The sequence below is a fragment of the Pseudomonas sp. NA-150 genome (assembly GCF_044336365.1).
Lineage (GTDB): Bacteria > Pseudomonadota > Gammaproteobacteria > Pseudomonadales > Pseudomonadaceae > Aquipseudomonas.
On sequence record NZ_CP172305.1, the window covers coordinates 6,389,153 to 6,406,778 of the forward strand.

The following is a 17,626-nucleotide window of genomic DNA, read 5'->3' on the forward strand; positions in this document are numbered from 1 at the left end:
GAGCCGCGCCCATCGCGGGCAAGCCCGCTCCTACAATTAATCACATTCCCTTGTAGGAGCGGGCTTGCCCGCGATGGCGTCAGTTCATGCGCAACGAACTCAGTGACCTTTCACGGAGGCCGGATTGATCATCCGCGCCAGCCCCAAATTCTTCAGGTTCAGTTGCAAAGTGCTGTGGATAACTTGCGCGTTGTCGATGGTCATCAAGTGCGCCAGCAGCTCTTTGGACTTCTCCAGATTGATCTGACGCAGCATCCATTTCACTTTCGGCAAGTTGGTGGCGTTCATCGACAGGCTGTCAAAGCCCATCGCCATCAACAGCACCGCCGCCGCCGGATCACCCGCCATTTCGCCGCAGATGCTTACCGGTTTGCCTTCAGCATGCGCATCGCGCACGACATTCTGCAGGGCTTGCAATACCGCTGGGTGCAGGTAGTCATACAGATCGGCAACCCGTGGGTTGTTGCGATCGACCGCCAGCAGGTATTGGGTCAAGTCGTTGGAGCCGACCGAGAGGAAGTCCACTTGACGCGCCAGCTCTTTCGTCTGGTAGACCGCCGCAGGGACTTCGATCATCACCCCCACCGGCGGCATCGGCACGTCGAACCCTTCGTCGCGCACTTCGCCCCAGGCACGGTGGATCAGGTGTTGCGCCTCTTCAACCTCGTGAGTGCCGGAAATCATCGGCAGCAGAATCCGCAGGTTGTTCAAGCCTACGCTGGCCTTGAGCATCGCGCGTGTCTGCACCAGGAAGATTTCCGGGTGGTCGAGGGTGACACGAATCCCACGCCAGCCAAGGAACGGGTTGTCTTCCTTGATCGGGAAGTACGACAGCGCCTTGTCACCACCAATGTCCAGGCTACGCATGGTCACTGGCAACGGGTGGAAGGCTTGCAGCTGTTCGCGATAGATCGCCAGTTGTTCTTTTTCGCTCGGGAAGCGCTGGTTTATCATGAACGGCACTTCCGTGCGATACAGACCAACCCCTTCGGCGCCCCGCTGCTGCGCACGGGCCACGTCGGCCAGCAGGCCGGTGTTGACCCACAGCGGCATGCGATGCCCGTCCAGCGTCACGCACGGCAGCTCACGCAGCGCATCGAGGCCCTGGGCCAGTTGCCGCTCTTCCTCGACCACCTCGGCGTACTGCTTGCGCATGATGTCGCTGGGGTTGGTGAGGACTTCGCCGTGGTAACCATCGACGATCAGCTCAATGCCGTCGACCTTGGAATACGGCAGGTCAACCACGCCCATGACCGTAGGAATACCCATGGCCCGCGCCAGAATCGCGACGTGGGAGTTGCCGGAACCGAGTACCGACACCAGGCCGACCAGCTTGCCTTCCGGGACTTCACCGAGCATCGCCGGCGACAGCTCTTCGCTGACCAGGATGGTGTTGTCGGGGTAGACCAGGGTTTGCTGACGCGCTTCCTGCAGGTACGCCAACAGCCGGCGCCCGAGGTCTTTGACGTCGGACGCGCGCTCACGCAGGTAAGCGTCGTCCATCAATTCGAAACGGTTGACGTGTTCTGTGACCACCTGACGCAGCGCACCTTGCGCCCACTGTCCGGTCTTGATCACGTTGGTCACTTCACTGCCCAGCGACGCATCATCGAGCATCATCAAGTACACGTCGAACAGCGCGCGCTCTTCCGGGCGCAGCTGGGTCGCGAGTTTGGCGGACAACGAGCGCATGTCGCCGCGCACGCCTTCCAGGGCATTCTGGAACAGCGCCAGCTCGGCTTTGATATCGGTAACGGTCTTGTCCGGCACCACTTCCAGGTCGGCAGGCGGCAACATGACGAACGCCGTACCCACGGCAGCCCCCGGCGAACCGGCGACACCGACGAATTTGGCTTCCTGAATGCCTTTGCCCTGGCGCCCCAGACCGCGGATCGAGCCCGTAGCTTCAGCGTGGGCGATAACCCCGGCGAGTTGCGCGCTCATGGTCACGAGGAAGGCTTCTTCGCCCTCGTCGAACTGACGCCGCTCCTTTTGCTGGATCACCAATACCCCGACCACGCGTCGGTGGTGAATGATCGGCGCGCCCAGGAACGAGGCATAACGCTCCTCACCGGTTTCGGCAAAGTAGCGATAGCGCGGGTGGTCAGCGGCGTTTTCCAGGTTCAGCGGCTCCTCGCGGGTACCCACGAGGCCCACCAAACCTTCATTCGGCGCCATGCTGACTTTGCCGATAGACCGTTTGTTCAGGCCCTCGGTGGCCATCAATACAAAGCGGTTGGTTTCAGGGTCGAGCAAATAGACCGAGCAGACCTGGCTGCCCATGGCCTCTTTGACGCGTAACACAATAATCCCCAACGCCGCCTTGAGATCCTTGGCGGAGTTAACTTCCTGGACGATCTTGCGCAGCGTATTGAGCATGGCTCGGGGTCGAACTCCGTCGTCAGTCGCGCGCGAGAAGGCGCGGGGCAAGCTCTTTAAGGGCGCGTCGATACACCTCGCGCTTGAATGTCACCACCTGGCCCAACGGATACCAATAGCTGACCCAGCGCCAGCCGTCGAATTCCGGTTTACCGGTCAAATCCATCCGCACCCGCTGCTCATTGGAGATCAGGCGCAGGAGAAACCACTTTTGTTTCTGGCCGATGCACAGCGGTTGGCTGTGGGTCCTGACCAGACGTTGCGGCAAACGATAACGCAACCAGCCCCGGGTGCAGGCGAGAATTTCAACATCTTGCCGTTCCAGCCCGACTTCTTCATTTAATTCGCGGTATAGAGCGTCTTCCGGCGTCTCCTGAGGATTAATCCCACCCTGAGGAAACTGCCAGGCATCTTGGTTGATTCGCCGAGCCCATAAGACCTGGCCAGCATCATTTGTCAGAATAATCCCGACATTAGGGCGGAAACCATCGGGGTCGATCACGGCAACAACCTCGTAAACGCATGTCGCCGCATTGTTCCACAAAGATTATGAAAGCAGCAACGAGGCTGCATAGCTTATGTGCGTTCTTGTGAAAACGCCGTATTCTGACAGCCTTTTTTCAGCTAATTCAGCGAGTAACTGCATGCGCCTGGCTTTATTCGACCTCGATAACACACTTTTGGGTGGCGACAGCGACCACGCCTGGGGTGATTACCTGTGCGAGCGGGGCATTCTTGACGCCATCGCCTACAAAGCGCGCAACGACGCGTTTTACCAGGATTATCTGGCGGGGACCCTGAACCTGACCGATTACCTGAACTTCAGCCTGGAAATCCTCGGCCGAACCGAAATGGCACAACTCGATGAATGGCACCGTGACTTCATGCGTGACTGCGTCGAACCGATCATCCTGCCCAAAGGCGAAGCGCTGCTGGCCAAGCACCGCGAGGCAGGCGACAAGTTGCTGGTAATTACCGCCACCAACCGCTTTGTGACCGCGCCAATCGTCGCGCGCCTGGGCGTCGACACCCTGCTGGCCACCGAGTGCGAGCTGGTTGACGGCCGTTACAGTGGACGTACCACCGGCATCCCCTGCTTCCGCGAAGGCAAAGTGACGCGTCTGAACCTGTGGCTGGAAGAAACCGGCTTCAATCTCGACGACAGTTATTTCTACAGCGACTCGCTGAATGACCTGCCGTTGCTGGAGCAAGTCGCCAATCCGGTTGCGGTCGATCCCGACCCGAAACTTCGCGCCGAAGCAGAACAGCGTGGCTGGCCGGTGATTACCCTGCGCAAGTGACCGGCTGACCGGAGCTGTCCCTCATGGATGGGGCAGCTCACGGCGTTCAGAGTGGCGTGCCGAAATTCACCCGAAACTGTTGCGGTGAAACCCTCAGACGGCGCTGGAACACGCTGCGCATGTGATGCGCATCGCGAAATCCCACCTGGTAAGCCACCGTCTTCAACGGCAGGTTGCTGCTTTCCAGAATCACCCGCGCGGCATCCACCCGCGCCCGCTCGACGAATTCCGCTGGGGTCACCTTGGATTCGCGGACAAACACCCGCGAGAAATTACGCGCGCTCATGTTCGCCGCCTTCGCCAGTTCAGTGATGGTCAGGTCGCTGGTCAGGTTCGCCAACACATATTGCTGAGCCTGTGCGACCGGCGACGACGCCTCGACATGCGGGGTCAGAAACGGGCTGAACTGCGATTGCCCTCCCGAACGCTGGGTGAACACCACCAAGCGTTTGGCCACGTTCAAGGCCACTTCCGGCCCGTGATCCTTGGCCACCAGATACAGCGACAGGTCGATCCCCGCCGTCACCCCCGCCGACGTGAATAAGTCGCCGTCCTGAACATACAGACGATCAACCTCAACCTTGGCCGTTGGACATAAAGTGATCAATGCACTGGCGTCGTTCCAGTGAGTAGTGACCACGCGACCGTCCAGCAATCCCGCACGGGCCAACATGAAGGCACCGTTGCAGATCGAGCCAAAGCGGCTGGCGCGTTGCGTTGCCGCAATCAGCCAGGCATGGAACTCATCGCCAAAATCAAGCTGCGGCAAAGTGGGCCCGCCCGCGCAGAGCAACAGGTCATAGCTGCCTGATGCCTCACAGAAGTGTTGGTGAGCCTGAATCGACAGGCCGTTGGAACAGGCCAACAGGCCGCGCTCCACGCCGATAACGTCCAGTTGGTAATGACTTTCTGGCGGGAGAAACCGATTGGCCTCGGCGAATACGTCCATCGGGCCGGTGACATCCAGCGACTGCACTCCGGGGAACACGACAAGTGCAACGCTTTTGGTCATTAGACAGAGCCCAAGGAGTTAACGACAACCATGTTCTGTAGGAGCTGGCTTGCCTGCGATCAGCCTTACCCGGTGTAGCCTAACACGACGCCATCGCGGGCAAGCCCGCTCCTACATTGGGGCACGCAAGCCTGTGGGAGCAGGCTTATCGGATCGCCGCACCGCTGCGAAGGCGGTTTCAAGCCATTCGCAGATAGCCCAACCACAGCGATGTCAGGCCGGTTCAATCTCCTGCGGCGCCGGCGCACGACGCGCGTCAGGTTGTTTCCAGGAGTCGGCTGCTGCTTCCTCGATGGCCTGTTGAATCGCGCGTTTGCGCATTTCTTCGGCACGGCGAGTGAAGAACCAGACCAGGAAGGTGGCAATCGATACCGCCAACAGAATCAGGCTGGCAATCGCGTTGATTTCCGGTTTCACCCCCAGACGCACGGCCGAGAACACTTCCATCGGCAAGGTCGTCGAGCCCGGCCCGGAGACGAAGCTGGCGAGTACCAGATCGTCCAGCGACAGGGCGAAGGACATCATCGCACCGGCCGCCAGCGATGGCGCAATCATCGGGATAGTGATCAGGAAGAACACCTTCCACGGCCGCGCACCGAGGTCCATGGCCGCCTCTTCGATGGACAGGTCCAGCTCACGCAAGCGCGCCGAGACCACCACCGACACATAGGCCGCGCAGAACGTGGTGTGAGCGATCCAGATGGTGACGATGCCGCGCTCCTGCGGCCAGCCGATCATCTGTGCCATGGCCACGAACAGCAGCAACAACGACAGACCGGTGATCACTTCCGGCATCACCAGCGGTGCGGTCGCCAGGCCACCAAACAAGGTCCGGCCCTTAAAGCGCGCGACCCGGGTCAGAACGAACGCCGCCATCGTACCCAAGGCCACCGCCGCGACCGAGGTGTAGCAGGCGATCTCCAGCGAACGCACCACCGAGCTCATCAGTTGGGTGTTATCCAGCAGGCCGACGTACCACTTGATCGACCAACCGCCCCACACCGTCACCAGTTTCGAGGCGTTGAACGAATAGATCACCAGGATGACCATCGGCGCATAGATAAAGGTCAATCCCAATACCAGCATCAGTTTCGAGAACTTGAAGCCCTTCATGCTTTTGCCTCCAGTTCTTTGGCCTGGCTACGGTTGAACAGAATGATCGGCACGATCAGGATCGCCAGCATCACCACCGCCAGCGCAGACGCCACCGGCCAGTCTCGGTTATTGAAGAATTCTTGCCACAGGACTTTACCGATCATCAAGGTCTCCGGACCGCCCAGCAGTTCCGGGATCACGAACTCACCGACCACCGGAATGAACACCAGCATGCAACCGGCAATGATCCCGTTACGTGACAGCGGCACGGTGATTTTCCAGAAGCTGTTGAAGGTGCTCGAACCCAGGTCGGAAGCGGCTTCCAGCAGGCTCGCGTCGTGTTTCACCAGATTGGCGAACAGCGGCAGGATCATGAAAGGCAGGTACGAGTACACAACGCCGATATAAACCGCGATGTTGGTGTTCAGAATCTGCAGCGGCTCGGTGATCAGGCCGGTCCACATCAGGAACGCGTTGAGCAGGCCGTTGTTGCTGAGGATGCCCATCCACGCATACACGCGAATCAGGATCGCGGTCCAGGTCGGCATCATGATCAGCAGCAGCAACACGGTTTGACGATCCTTGGCGGCCGAAGCAATGCCATAGGCCATCGGATAGCCGATCAACAGGCACAACAGGGTGCTGAAGAACGCCATCTTCAACGAGCCCAGGTACGCGGCGAGGTACAGGTCGTCGTCGCCGAGCATCGCGTAGTTGGCAAGGTTGAGAATCAGCGAAAATTTCTGTTCAACGAAGCTGTAGATCTCGGTGTAAGGCGGGATCGCGACGTCGGCTTCGGCAAAGCTGATCTTCAACACGATGAAGAACGGCAGCATGAAGAACAGGAACATCCAGATAAACGGAACCCCGATGACCATCTGCCGGCCACCGGGAATTATTCGGGTCAAAGCGCTCTGGAATTTTTTGTTTTTCATGACCGCAATACCACGCCGCTGTCGTCTTCCCACCAGACGTAAACTTCGTCGTCCCAGGTCGGCCGCGCGCCACGACGTTCAGCATTGGCAACGAAGGACTGAACCAGTTTGCCGCACGGCAACTGGACGTAGAACACCGAGTGGCCGCCGAGATAAGCGATGTCATGCACCTTGCCGCGCGACCAGTTGTGTTCGCAGGTCGGCATCTCGGTGGTGACCAGCAGCTTCTCGGGACGAATGGCGTAGGTGACGGTTTTATCTTCCACCGACGTACTGACACCGTGGCCAACGAAGATATTACGCTCCAGTTCCGGGCTGCTGATCAGCGCGTGACCTTCGGCGTCATCGACCACCGTGCCTTCGAACAGGTTGACGTTACCGATGAATTCGCAGACCAGTCGGCTGGTCGGGGTTTCGTAGATATCGATCGGGCTGCCGATCTGGGCGATCCAGCCCAAGTGCATGATCGCGATGCGCTGGGCCATGGTCATGGCCTCTTCCTGGTCGTGGGTCACCATGATGCAGGTCACACCGACTCGCTCGATGATTTCCACCAGTTCCAGCTGCATTTGTGAACGCAGTTTTTTATCCAGTGCGCCCATCGGTTCGTCGAGCAGCAGCAACTTTGGTTTCTTCGCCAGCGAGCGCGCCAGAGCGACCCGTTGACGCTGACCACCGGACAGTTGATGCGGCTTGCGCTTGGCGTATTGGCTCATCTGCACCAGCTTGAGCATCTCCGCCACGCGAGCATCGACTTCCGCCGACGGGATCTTGTCCTGCTTCAAGCCGAAGGCGATGTTCTGCGCCACGGTCATGTGCGGGAACAACGCGTAGGACTGGAACATCATGTTGATCGGCCGCTCGTACGGCGGCATGTCAGTGATGTCTACACCATCAAGAAGAATGCGTCCCTCGGTTGGCCGCTCGAATCCCGCGAGCATGCGCAACAGCGTGGACTTTCCTGAACCTGAGCCGCCGAGCAAGGCGAAGATCTCGCCCTTGTTGATTTGCAGGGACACATCGTCCACGGCAATCGTCTCGTCGAACTTTTTTGTGACCCGGTCGATTTTGACCAGCACCTGTTTAGGTTGCTGACCACCTTCGAGGGTTTTCTTGTAGGCGCCGGAGGCAACTGCCATTTGGTGAAACTCCCAACAAAATTTGCAGCCCGACCAATAGAGTCGGGCCTGGATTTTTTACTTGCCCGACTTGACCTTAGTCCAGCTGCGGGTCATCAAGCGTTGCACCGCGGGCGGCAGCTCGGCATTGACGTAAAGCTTGTCCAACACCTCTTGCGGCGGATAAACCGCAGGGTCGGTGCGTACTTTCTGATCCATCAGATCGCCAGCCTTGGGGTTCGGGTTGGCGTAGCCCACTGAGTCACTGACCTGAGCAATCACCTCAGGTTTCAACAGGAAGTTGATGAAGGCGTGGGCCTCTTTGACATTTTTTGCATCCTTGGGTATCGCGAGCATGTCAAACCACAGATTGCCGCCTTCCTTCGGAATCGCGTACGCCACGTTGACGCCCTTGCCCGCTTCCTTCGCCCGGGCTCTGGCCTGGAACACATCGCCAGAGAAGCCGGCCGCGACGCAGATGTCGCCATTGGCCAGGTCGGTGATGTACTTCGACGAGTTGAAGTAGGTGACGTAGGGCCGTATCGCCAACAACTTGGCTTCCGCTTTTTTGTAGTCTTCCGGGTTCTGACTGTTCGGCGGCAGGCCCATGTAATTGAGCACCGCCGGGATCATCTCATCCCCGGAATCGAGGAACGCCACGCCACATTTGGACAGCTTCTTGATGTTCTCCGGCTCAAACAACATGGCCCAGGAATCGATCTTGTCGACGCCGAGCACAGCCTTGATTTTATCGACGTTGTAGCCAATACCGTTAGTGCCCCATAGATACGGCACTGCGTACTGGTTGCCCGGGTCGTTCTTTTCCAGACGCTTGAGCAACGCCGGGTCCAGGTTCGGCCAGTTCGGCAGTTGCGAACGGTCAAGTTTCTGGAACGCTCCGGCCTTGATTTGTTTGCCAAGGAAGTGGTTTGACGGCACAACAACGTCGTACCCGGTGTGCCCCGCCAGCAGCTTGCCTTCCAGTGTCTCGTTGGAGTCAAAAACGTCGTACACCGGTTTGATCTGGGTGGCTTTTTCGAAATCAGCCAGCGTGGTCTCGCCGATGTAATCCGACCAATTATAAATGCGTACGGTAGACGCGGCTTGCACGCTGAACGCCAGCGTCAAACCTGCTGCCGCCAGCAAGGTGTTGCGAAATAAAGAAACCGACATGGGTGGCCCTCTTCGGAAACCGCTGTAGGAGCTGGCTGCCTGCGATCAATTTGACGCGGCTTACCAGATACTCCGCTATCGCGGGCAAGCCCGCTCCTACACGGAAGTGTTACTTACCGGATTTAATCTTGGTCCAGCTGCGAGTCAGCTCGCGCAGGACTGGGGCCGGTTGGTCAGCGATGGCGTACAGTTTTGCTTGCACGTCAGCCGGTGGGTAAACACCTGGGTCGTTACGGATATCTTCGTCAACCAATGGTGTGGCGGCGGCGTTACCGTTCGGGAAGTGAACGCTGTTGGTGATGGAGGCCATGACTTCCGGTTTCAGCAGGAAGTTCATGAATTTGTAAGCGCCTTCAACGTTCTCGGCGTCTTTCGGAATGGCAACCATGTCGTAGAAGCTGCCAGCACCTTCTTTCGGAATGCTATAGCTGACCTTGACCTTGTCACCGGCTTCGGCAGCGCGTGCCTTGGCCTGGTAAACGTCACCCGAGTAACCGACTGCTACGCAGATGTTGCCGTTGGCCAGGTCGGAGATGTACTTGGACGAGTGGAAGTAAGCAATCGACGGACGCACTTTGAGGAACAGCGCCTCAGCCGCAGCGATTTCTTTCTTGTCCTGGGTATCGGTTTTATAACCGAGGTAATGCAGGGCAGCCGGCATCATTTCGGTTGGCGAATCGAGGAAGCTGATGCCACAGGCTTTCAGCTTGGCAGCGTTCTCTGGTTTGAACACCAGGTCCCAGGAGTTAACCGGAGCGTCTGCACCCAACGCAGCTTTGACCTTCTCGGCGTTGTAGCCGATACCGATCGAACCCCACATGTACGGGAAGCCGTGTTTGTTATCCGGGTCGCTGACAGAAACAGCCTTGAGCAGCGAGGCGTTCAGGTTTTTGTAGTTGGACAGCTTGGACTTGTCCAGCTCCTGATAAACGCCGGCCTTGATTTGCTTGGCCAGGAAGTTGTTCGACGGGACCACGATGTCGTAACCGGATTTGCCGGCCAGCAACTTCGCTTCCAGGGTTTCGTTGCTGTCGAAGACGTCGTAGACGACCTTGATGCCCGACTCTTTTTCAAAATTCGCGATGGTGTCCGGAGCGATGTAGTCGGACCAGTTGTAAACGTGCAGAACTTTGTCGTCGGCCTGAGCAGCTGCGGCTACTGCGCCCATCAGGGACAAGGCGAGGAGGGTCTTGCCAAATATCTTCATGCGTACAGCTCCATTATTTGAACACTAACCGTGGGTAGCAGTGATTGAAACATTCATAGTCTGGCAAGTTCATGGGCGGGCTTTCAAGACCGCATACCCGCCATGTTCTATGTACCTTGCTTGTTACAAATAGCCTGATCATCAACGTGTGTGAAAACTGTCACATCGGACCTGTGTTCACTCACCCGATAACGCAATTCCCTGGCTGAGCCTAGCACCTAGCCTTGCAATGCACGCAAGGTCAGGTCCAGGCAGTTGCGAGCTTTGGTCACCAGCTCATCAATTTCGGCAAAGCTGATCACCAGTGGCGGCGAAATAATCATGGTGTCGCCCACGGCGCGCATGATCAAACCGTTATCGAAGCAGAACTGTCGGCAAATCATCCCGACGCCCTTGTCGGTATAACGTTCACGAGTGGTTTTATTCTTCACCAACTCGATTGCCCCCAACAGACCAACGCCCCGAACCTCACCCACCAAGGGGTGATCATTCAGCTCACGTAAACGCTTCTGCAAATAGGGTGCCGTTTCTGCACGCACTTTTTCGACAATCTCTTCATCACGCAAAATGCGGATGTTTTCCAGTGCGACCGCCGCCGCCACCGGGTGACCGGAATAGGTAAATCCGTGGTTGAAATCACCGCCTTCGTTCAACACCTTGACCACTTCATCGCGCACGATCAGCCCACCCATCGGGATATAGCCCGAGGTCAGGCCCTTGGCGATGGTCATCATGTCCGGCTTGAGGTCGTAGAAATCGGAACCGAACCACTCACCGGTACGACCGAAACCGCAAATCACTTCATCGGCGACGAACAGAATGTCGTACTTGGCGAGGATCTCTTTGATCTTCGGCCAGTAGGTGTCGGGAGGAATGATCACGCCGCCGGCACCCTGGATCGGCTCGGCAATGAAAGCGCCGACGTTATCCACGCCCAACTCGAGAATCTTGTGTTCCAACTGTTCGGCCGCCCAGATGCCGAATTCGTCCGGGGTCATGTCGCCCCCCTCGCCGAACCAGTACGGCTGCGGGATGTGGACGATGCCCGGAATCGGCAAATCGCCCTGTTCGTGCATGTAGGTCATGCCGCCCAGGCTGGCGCCGGCCACGGTAGAACCGTGATAACCGTTGATGCGGCTGATGATGACTTTCTTGTTCGGCTGGCCTTTGATCGCCCAGTAATGGCGGACCATACGCAGCATGGTGTCGTTGCCTTCCGAGCCAGAACCGGTGAAGAACACATGGTTCATGCCTTCGGGCGCAATGTCGGAGATGACCTTGGCCAATTCCAGTACGGGTGGGTGCGCGGTCTGGAAGAACAGATTGTAGTAGGGCAATTCGTGCATTTGTTTACTGGCGGCATCCGCCAGTTCGCTACGACCGTAACCGATGGCAACACACCAGAGACCGGCCATGCCGTCGAGGATCTTGTTGCCCTCGCTGTCCCACAGATAAACGCCGTCTGCGCGCGTGATGATGCGCGGGCCTTTCTCTTTCAATTGCTTGAAGTCGCTGAACGGCGCCAGGTGGTGGTCGCTGCTCAGGGCCTGCCATTCGCGGGTTTGTGGATTCTTGTTGTTGCTCATACCGCTATCTCCGTATTTAAAGTCGCGCCGTCGGTGGCTGAATAAAAACCACCGCGACGCTGATCACCATCAGACCGCGAACAGCAGGAACTCACGCTCCCAGGAACTGATCACTCGCTTGAAATTCTCGTGCTCGGCGCGCTTGACGGCGACGTAGCCGACGATGAATTTCTCGCCCAGGTACTTCTCGATGGTCTTGCTGTTTTCCATGCGTTCCAGTGCATCTTCGATGGTCAGCGGCAGGCGCAGATTGCGCCGCTCGTAACCACGCCCCACTACCGGCGCACTTGGGCTGAGCCCTTCGACCATGCCGATGTAACCGCACAACAGACTGGCGGCGATGGCCAGGTACGGGTTGGCGTCCGCGCCCGGTAGACGGTTCTCCACCCGGCGATTCTGCGGTCCGGCATCCGGTACGCGCAGGCCTACGGTACGGTTCTCTTCGCCCCATTCGACGTTCACCGGCGCCGAGGTGTCGGGCAGGAAACGGCGGAACGAATTGACGTTCGGCGCGAACAACGGCAGCAGCTCGGGAATGAACTTCTGCAGGCCACCGATGTGGCACAGAAACAGTTCACTCATGCTGCCGTCATCGTTGGAAAAGATGCTCTTGCCGGTGGCGATGTCGATCACGCTCTGGTGCAAGTGCATCGCGCTGCCGGGCTCGCCAGTCATGGGTTTGGCCATGAAGGTCGCGGCGACGTTGTGCTTCAATGCGGCTTCGCGCATGGTGCGTTTGAACACCAGAATCTGATCGGCCAGCGACAAGGCATCGCCGTGACGGAAGTTGATTTCCATCTGCGCCGTGCCGTCTTCGTGGATCAGCGTATCGAGGTCCAGGTTCTGCAGTTCGCACCAATCGTAGACGTCCTCGAACAGTGGATCGAATTCGTTGGCGGCTTCAATAGAGAAAGATTGGCGACCGGTTTCCGGGCGACCCGAGCGGCCGATGGGCGGCTGCAGCGGGAAGTCAGGGTCGTCGCATCGCTTGGTCAGGTAAAACTCCATCTCCGGTGCCACGATGGGCTGCCAGCCGCGATCGGTGTAGAGCTGCAACACTTTCTTCAACACGTTGCGCGGCGACAATTCGATCGGCTTGCCTTGCTTGTCGTAGGTGTCGTGGATCACCTGCGCGGTCGGTTCAATGGCCCATGGCACCAGGAACACCGCATTCTGGTCAGGGCGGCAGACCATATCGATGTCCGCCGGATCCAGAAGCGTGTAATAGAGGTCATCTTCGACGTAATCGCCGGTAACCGTTTGTAGCAACACACTCTCGGGCAAGCGCATGCCCTTTTCAGCAATGAACTTATTGGTCGGTGAGATCTTTCCGCGGGTGATGCCGGTGAGGTCGCTGATCATGCATTCGACTTCAGTGATCTTGTGCTCTTTCAACCAATCGGTGAGCTGGTCGAGGTTGGTACTCATAAATACCTCAGGAGGTAATAGCCCTTGCCCCTTTTGGGGTTCAGGCGCTTTTTGACGCGGCTGCGTCGCGTTGTGTTGCCCGTTTTCGACACGCATCGCCAAAGGCCTGGAAGATGGCCAGGTAATGCGGGTTGGAAGCCACTTGCCACTCGGGGTGCCACTGCACGCCCAACGCAAATCCTGCGCCAGCCTGGTTGACTGAAATGGCCTCGACCAGTCCATCCGGGGCCAGCGCCTCGACGCGCAGGCCCGGCGCCAGGCGGTCGATGCCCTGGCCGTGAATTGAATTGACGCGAATTTCGCTCGGCAGCCCGAGGCTCGACAGCACGCCACCAGGCTGCACATGCAGGGCATGGCGAGGCGCGTACTGGACTTCGACGGGTTCATTTTGTTCTTCACGATGATCCATGAAGGTTCCAACTTCGTGAACGCGCTGGTGCAGGCTGCCGCCGAACGCGACGTTGATTTCCTGAAACCCGCGACAAATCCCGAGAATAGGCACGCCGGCCGCCACGGCAGCACGAATTAGCGGTAAGGTGGTGTGGTCGCGCGCAGGATCATGCGCAGTGCCCGGAGCACTGGCTGGCCCGCTATAGTGATAAGGTTCGACATTGGAGGGCGAGCCGGTAAACAAGAGCCCGTCCACACTGGCAAGCAGGTCGTCGGTGTCAATTAATTCTGCCAGTGACGGCAGAATCAGCGGCAGCCCCTTGGCAGCGATGGAAACGGCACGGACGTACTTGTCACTGCTGGTGTGGTAGCTGTGCAGACCGATCTGCCTGGTGCAGGCGGTCACGCCGATTAACGGCAGGCGAGACATGAGACCCCCCGGTATTATTGCTGTTATGGGTTGCGTTCGAGCTTAGCCTTGTTCATTTTTTTACACAACACCCCCGTAAAAAATAGAACACAGCCTGCTCAAGCCCGCAGATCACCGGCCCTCCAAAGTGTGTTTTTTGCCCTAAATTGCCGCAAAAATGGCATTTATGCGCTTTTATAAGGCAAAAAACGGCTCTATTGACTTCATCATGGCTTTCGGATTGACTGGATCCCGTAAAGCTTGTTGATTGATATTTTTAACAACAAAGGTGTTGCATCATGTCGGTACCCCCGCGTGCCGTTCAGCTTAACGAAGCGAACGCGTTCCTTAAGGAACATCCTGAGGTTCTGTACGTTGACCTTCTGATTGCAGATATGAATGGTGTGGTGCGCGGCAAGCGCATCGAGCGCACCAGCCTCCATAAGGTTTACGAGAAAGGCATCAATCTGCCTGCCTCTTTATTTGCCCTGGATATCAATGGCTCGACGGTGGAAAGCACCGGTCTGGGTCTGGACATCGGTGATGCTGACCGAATCTGTTATCCGATCCCTGGCACCCTGTGCAATGAGCCTTGGCAAAAGCGCCCAACCGCGCAACTGCTGATGACCATGCACGAACTCGAAGGCACACCCTTCTTTGCCGACCCACGCGAAGTACTGCGCCAGGTCGTCGCCAAGTTCGATGAATTGGGCCTGACTATTTGTGCCGCATTCGAACTGGAGTTCTACCTGATCGATCAGGAGAACGTGAACGGTCGCCCACAACCTCCGCGCTCGCCGATTTCCGGCAAACGCCCTCACTCGACTCAGGTCTACCTGATCGACGACCTCGACGAATATGTCGACTGCCTCCAGGACGTTCTGGAAGGTGCCAAGGAACAAGGCATCCCGGCAGACGCCATCGTCAAGGAAAGTGCCCCGGCGCAGTTTGAAGTCAACCTGCACCACGTTGCCGACCCGATCAAGGCCTGCGACTACGCGGTACTGCTCAAGCGTCTGATCAAGAACATCGCCTACGACCACGAGATGGATTCGACCTTTATGGCCAAACCCTATCCGGGCCAGGCGGGTAACGGTCTGCACGTCCACATCTCGATCCTCGATCGCGATGGCAAGAACATCTTCACCAGCGAGGATCCCGAGCAGAACGCCGCATTACGTCATGCGATCGGCGGTGTGCTCGAGACCCTACCGGCTTCAATGGCGTTCCTGTGCCCTAACGTAAACTCCTACCGTCGTTTCGGCTCACAGTTCTACGTGCCGAACTCGCCGTGCTGGGGCCTGGACAACCGGACGGTCGCCTTGCGCGTTCCAACCGGCACGCCCGATGCCGTACGTATCGAACACCGGGTCGCCGGTGCCGATGCCAACCCATACCTGCTGCTGGCCTCCGTGCTTGCAGGCGTGCACCACGGCCTGACCAACAAGGTCGAGCCAAACGCCCCGGTCGAAGGCAACTCCTACGAGCAAAACGAACAAAGCCTGCCGAACAACCTGCGCGATGCCCTGCGCGAGCTGGACGACAGTGAAATCATGGCGCGCTATATCGACCCGAAATACATCGATATCTTCGTCGCCTGCAAGGAAAGCGAGCTGGAAGAGTTCGAACACTCCATCTCCGACCTTGAATACAACTGGTACCTGCACACGGTTTGATGGTGTGCAGTAAAAAGAACGCCGCTGACCGAAAGGTTCGCGGCGTTTTTTTTGCCTCTTCGCAGACGATTTTGTAGTGAAATCGCAATAATGGCCATGCGCCATATTTTTTACGTCAAAATGCTACCGCGCCCCTCAAGACTTAGGGTTTTCGACCGATAGGCATTACATAAGAATCATTGCCTGGAATATCCCATGTCACTCCGTAATATGAATATCGCTTCGCGCGCGTTCCTCGGATTTGCCTTGATCGGGGGCCTGATGCTGATCCTCGGCATCTGCGCGCTGACCCAGATGAGCGATATCCGCTCAGCCGCCGTCGATATCGAAAATTCCAGCGTTCCCAGTTTCAAAAGCCTGAGCGAGATGGTGAAAATCTCCTATCGCCAGCGCACCCTCTCGTTCCGCTTGCTGCTCAACCGTGAGCCGGGCGTCGAAGACAAAACCCTCGAACTGTTCAAACAGCGCAACGAGCAAATCCGCGCGGCACAGGACATCTACGAAAAATTGATTCAAAGCCCGGAAGAGCGTGCGACCTACGATCAATACGTGCAGAAACTGGCGGCCTATCACCAGCTTGAAAATAAAATGGCAGCGCTGTCAAAGGCGAACCAGATCGATCAATTGCGGGATCTGATCAACACCGATCTGCTGGCGAATTCCGACGAGATTAACCAGGTACTGAGCAAGCTGATCGAAATCAACGACCGCCAGACCGGTGAGACCAACAAGCAGTCCGCCAGCCAGTATTCCTGGGCATTCAAGATGGTGGTCGCACTGCTGGTGATCGCCACCGCGCTGACCGTATTGTTTGCGTGGCTGCTGACCACCAGCATCACGCAACCCTTGGCTGAAGCACTGGCCGCGGCGGAAGACATCGCTGAGGGCAACCTGACCCATCCGATCAAGATCACCAGCCGTGATGAAGCCGGTCGACTGCTGGCAGCCATGCAGAAGATGCAGGAAAAACTGCGCGATACCCTGCAACGGATTTCCGGCTCCGCCACGCAGCTCGCGTCTGCCGCTGAAGAGCTGAACGCGGTCACTGAAGAAAGCGCTCGCGGCTTGCAGCAGCAAAATCAGGAAATCGAGCAGGCGGCGACCGCCGTGAATCAGATGACCACCGCTGTGGAAGAAGTCGCACGCAACGCGGTGAGCACCTCCGACGCCTCGAAAGAAGCGACCGCCTCGGCCGGCGAAGGTCGCGAACTGGTGCAAAAAAATCTCAGCGCCATGGAGTCCATGACCACCGACGTGCAAGGCATGTCAACCGTTATCAGCAAGCTGGCGGATGACTCGCGGGACATCGGCAAGGTGCTGGACGTGATTCGCGGCCTGGCCGACCAGACCAACCTGCTGGCGCTCAACGCCGCCATCGAAGCGGCGCGTGCCGGGGAAGCCGGGCGTGGTTTTGCCGTGGTGGCCGACGAAGTTCGCGCACTGGCCCATCGCACACAGCAGTCGACCAGCGAAATCGAACGCATGGTTGGCAACATCCAGACCAGCGCCGAATCAGCGGTGGCCTCGATCAGCAACAGCTCTTCAGGCGTGGCGTCGACACTCGATATCACCAAGGGCGCTGGCCGGGCACTGGAAGCGATCAACGCGGCGATCATCGAGATCAACCAACGCAACCTGGTGATCGCCAGCGCGGCGGAAGAACAGGCACAAGTGGCCCGCGAAGTGGATCGCAACCTGGGGAATATTCGCGATTTGTCAGTGCAGTCATCGACCGGCGCCGATCAGACCAGCGCCGCCAGCGGTGAGCTGTCACGCCTGGCGTTGGACCTGAATAACCTGGTTTCGCGGTTTCATTTGTAATTGAGGTGGAGTGCCTGACACTCCGCCATCGCGGGCAAGCCCGCTCCTACAAGGACGCAATAAACCTGTAGGAGCGGGCTTGCTCGCGATGAATGC

General features: G+C 58.0%; 14 protein-coding genes. 3 read left to right on the top strand and 11 right to left on the bottom strand.

What is annotated here, in order from left to right; genetic code table 11:
* Window positions 1–99: 99 nt before the first annotated feature.
* Both ptsP and ACF0H7_RS29725 read right to left on the bottom strand, forming a co-directional pair.
* Complete coding sequence (gene ptsP, locus ACF0H7_RS29720; RefSeq protein ID WP_397450358.1) at window positions 100–2,379, bottom strand: phosphoenolpyruvate--protein phosphotransferase; 2,280 nt, start codon at window positions 2,377–2,379, stop codon at window positions 100–102.
* Between the two features lie 22 nt (window positions 2,380–2,401).
* The gene (locus ACF0H7_RS29725; RefSeq protein ID WP_331187515.1) at window positions 2,402–2,881 is read right to left on the bottom strand and encodes an RNA pyrophosphohydrolase; all 480 of its coding nucleotides are present in this window, start codon (window positions 2,879–2,881) and stop codon (window positions 2,402–2,404) included.
* Between the two features lie 142 nt (window positions 2,882–3,023).
* On the opposite strand from ACF0H7_RS29725, the gene ACF0H7_RS29730 reads away from it, so the two are divergent.
* Window positions 3,024–3,680, top strand: a complete 657-nt coding sequence (locus ACF0H7_RS29730) for an HAD family hydrolase (protein ID WP_397450359.1) — start codon at window positions 3,024–3,026, stop codon at window positions 3,678–3,680.
* Window positions 3,681–3,726: 46 nt separating this feature from the next.
* Here the strand turns inward: ACF0H7_RS29730 and ACF0H7_RS29735 are convergent, their stop codons facing one another.
* From ACF0H7_RS29735 to ACF0H7_RS29775, 9 genes are all read right to left on the bottom strand, one after another.
* A complete protein-coding gene (locus ACF0H7_RS29735; RefSeq protein ID WP_397450360.1) occupies window positions 3,727–4,692 on the bottom strand; it encodes a GlxA family transcriptional regulator in 966 nt (321 codons plus the stop codon).
* Window positions 4,693–4,905: 213 nt separating this feature from the next.
* On the bottom strand, window positions 4,906–5,805 hold the full coding sequence (locus ACF0H7_RS29740) for an ABC transporter permease subunit (protein WP_397450361.1): 900 nt from the start codon (window positions 5,803–5,805) through the stop codon (window positions 4,906–4,908).
* Window positions 5,802–6,683 carry an ABC transporter permease subunit gene (locus ACF0H7_RS29745; protein ID WP_397454068.1) on the bottom strand — a complete coding sequence of 294 codons (882 nt, stop codon included), beginning with the start codon at window positions 6,681–6,683 and terminating at the stop codon, window positions 5,802–5,804. The genes ACF0H7_RS29740 and ACF0H7_RS29745 overlap by 4 nt, the downstream gene beginning before the upstream one ends.
* A gap of 35 nt (window positions 6,684–6,718) precedes the next feature.
* Complete coding sequence (gene potA, locus ACF0H7_RS29750) at window positions 6,719–7,861, bottom strand: polyamine ABC transporter ATP-binding protein (RefSeq protein ID WP_397450362.1); 1,143 nt, start codon at window positions 7,859–7,861, stop codon at window positions 6,719–6,721.
* A gap of 57 nt (window positions 7,862–7,918) precedes the next feature.
* Window positions 7,919–9,013, bottom strand: a complete 1,095-nt coding sequence (locus ACF0H7_RS29755) for a polyamine ABC transporter substrate-binding protein (protein ID WP_397450363.1) — start codon at window positions 9,011–9,013, stop codon at window positions 7,919–7,921.
* A 109-nt stretch (window positions 9,014–9,122) separates the two neighbouring features.
* On the bottom strand, window positions 9,123–10,220 hold the full coding sequence (locus ACF0H7_RS29760; RefSeq protein WP_397450364.1) for an extracellular solute-binding protein: 1,098 nt from the start codon (window positions 10,218–10,220) through the stop codon (window positions 9,123–9,125).
* Between the two features lie 218 nt (window positions 10,221–10,438).
* Window positions 10,439–11,806 (bottom strand): aspartate aminotransferase family protein, encoded by a 1,368-nt coding sequence (locus ACF0H7_RS29765; protein WP_397450365.1) that lies wholly within the window; start codon window positions 11,804–11,806, stop codon window positions 10,439–10,441.
* 69 nt (window positions 11,807–11,875) lie between these two features.
* Window positions 11,876–13,234, bottom strand: coding sequence for a glutamine synthetase family protein (locus tag ACF0H7_RS29770; protein WP_397450366.1), 1,359 nt, complete (start codon window positions 13,232–13,234; stop codon window positions 11,876–11,878).
* A gap of 40 nt (window positions 13,235–13,274) precedes the next feature.
* Window positions 13,275–14,054, bottom strand: a complete 780-nt coding sequence (locus ACF0H7_RS29775; RefSeq protein ID WP_397450367.1) for a gamma-glutamyl-gamma-aminobutyrate hydrolase family protein — start codon at window positions 14,052–14,054, stop codon at window positions 13,275–13,277.
* Between the two features lie 278 nt (window positions 14,055–14,332).
* Between ACF0H7_RS29775 and ACF0H7_RS29780 the strand changes: the two genes are divergently transcribed.
* Both ACF0H7_RS29780 and ACF0H7_RS29785 read left to right on the top strand, forming a co-directional pair.
* Entirely contained in the window at window positions 14,333–15,709 is a 1,377-nt protein-coding gene (locus ACF0H7_RS29780) for a glutamine synthetase family protein (RefSeq protein ID WP_397450368.1), read from the top strand.
* Window positions 15,710–15,904: 195 nt separating this feature from the next.
* Window positions 15,905–17,530 (top strand): methyl-accepting chemotaxis protein, encoded by a 1,626-nt coding sequence (locus tag ACF0H7_RS29785; protein ID WP_397450369.1) that lies wholly within the window; start codon window positions 15,905–15,907, stop codon window positions 17,528–17,530.
* The last annotated feature ends 96 nt before the right edge of the window (window positions 17,531–17,626 follow it).